This window comes from Mesorhizobium sp. M1A.F.Ca.IN.020.06.1.1 (assembly GCF_004023265.1).
GTDB lineage: Bacteria > Pseudomonadota > Alphaproteobacteria > Rhizobiales > Rhizobiaceae > Mesorhizobium.
Window position 1 is genome coordinate 1 of sequence record NZ_RZSR01001392.1, and the last position, 1089, is coordinate 1089.

Annotated in this window: 2 protein-coding genes; both read right to left on the reverse strand. The window is 63.0% G+C overall.

The features are described 5' to 3' along the window. Positions 1–799, reverse strand: a 799-nt coding sequence (locus tag EOA60_RS34295; RefSeq protein ID WP_128312690.1) for a zinc-dependent alcohol dehydrogenase family protein, incomplete at its 3' end; no start/stop codon positions are given. A 56-nt stretch (positions 800–855) separates the two neighbouring features. Further along, the coding region (locus EOA60_RS34300) for a DUF4262 domain-containing protein (RefSeq protein WP_128312691.1) at positions 856–1089 on the reverse strand (234 nt) is incomplete at its 5' end.

A 1089-nucleotide genomic window follows, 5' to 3' on the forward strand; every position in this document is an offset into this window, starting at 1 on the left:
GCATCAGCCCGACCTGAACATGGCGACCGCGCCGGCGCAGATTGGCGATCGAGTTGAAGCACGTGGTTGGATGGCCGAGCGCGTCCATCGACATATGCGCGCCGCCGTTGGTGATCTGCTTGACGGCCTTGACGACATTGGGCGTGGTCGAAGCGTTGATGGTCGCGACCGCCCCGATCCTTTTCGCAAACTCCAGCTTCTCGTCGGTGAGGTCGATGGCGATGACATTGGCGCCCATGGCGCTGGCGATCATGATCGCCGAGAGACCGACACCGCCGCAGCCATGCACCGCCACCCACTCGCCGGGCGTCACCCGGCCCTGATCGACGATGGCGCGGAAGGAGGTGACGAAGCGGCAGCCGAGGCTGGCGGCAGTGGCGAACTCCATCTCGTCCGGCAGGCGTACGAGATTGGTGTCGGCATGCTCGATGCCGACATATTCGGCGAACGAGCCCCACCCCGTGAAGCCAGGTTGGGTCTGGTGCTCGCAGACCTGATGGTTGCCGGAGTTGCATTCGAAGCAGCGGCCGCAGCCGACGGCGAAAGGCACGGTGACGCGGTCGCCGGCCTTCCAGCGGCTCACCTGCTTGCCGGCGGCGACGACGACGCCCGCCAGTTCATGGCCGGGGACATGCGGCAGCGTGATGCCGTCGTCATGACCCATCCAGCCATGCCAGTCGCTGCGGCAAAGACCGGTCGCCTCGACCTTGATGACGACGCCATCCCCCGCCGGCTTGGGGTCAGGCACGGTCTGGATTGTTGGCGCTTCGCCGAATTTTTCGAAGACGACAGCTTTCATGGGAGTGCTTTCTATCCAGTTCAAAGGCAGTACGGTTTTGGGTAGTAGGTCCCAAGCTAAGTCGGCAATGGTGGTTGGTCGAGCAATGGTTGCCGCTCGCAAAACCACTCGCCGGCTTCGGCATCCCATGGCCAAACACCGGAGGTTGTCGGAAAGATAAGCTGCATAATCCGGAAAACGGGCCCGTCGTAAAACCATAGGTCCCAACCGAAAAGGTCGGGATGGACCGCACCGAATTGACAGTCGAAGCCACCTCCCAGGAAACCCGGCGCCCGCTCTCCAACGTCTGT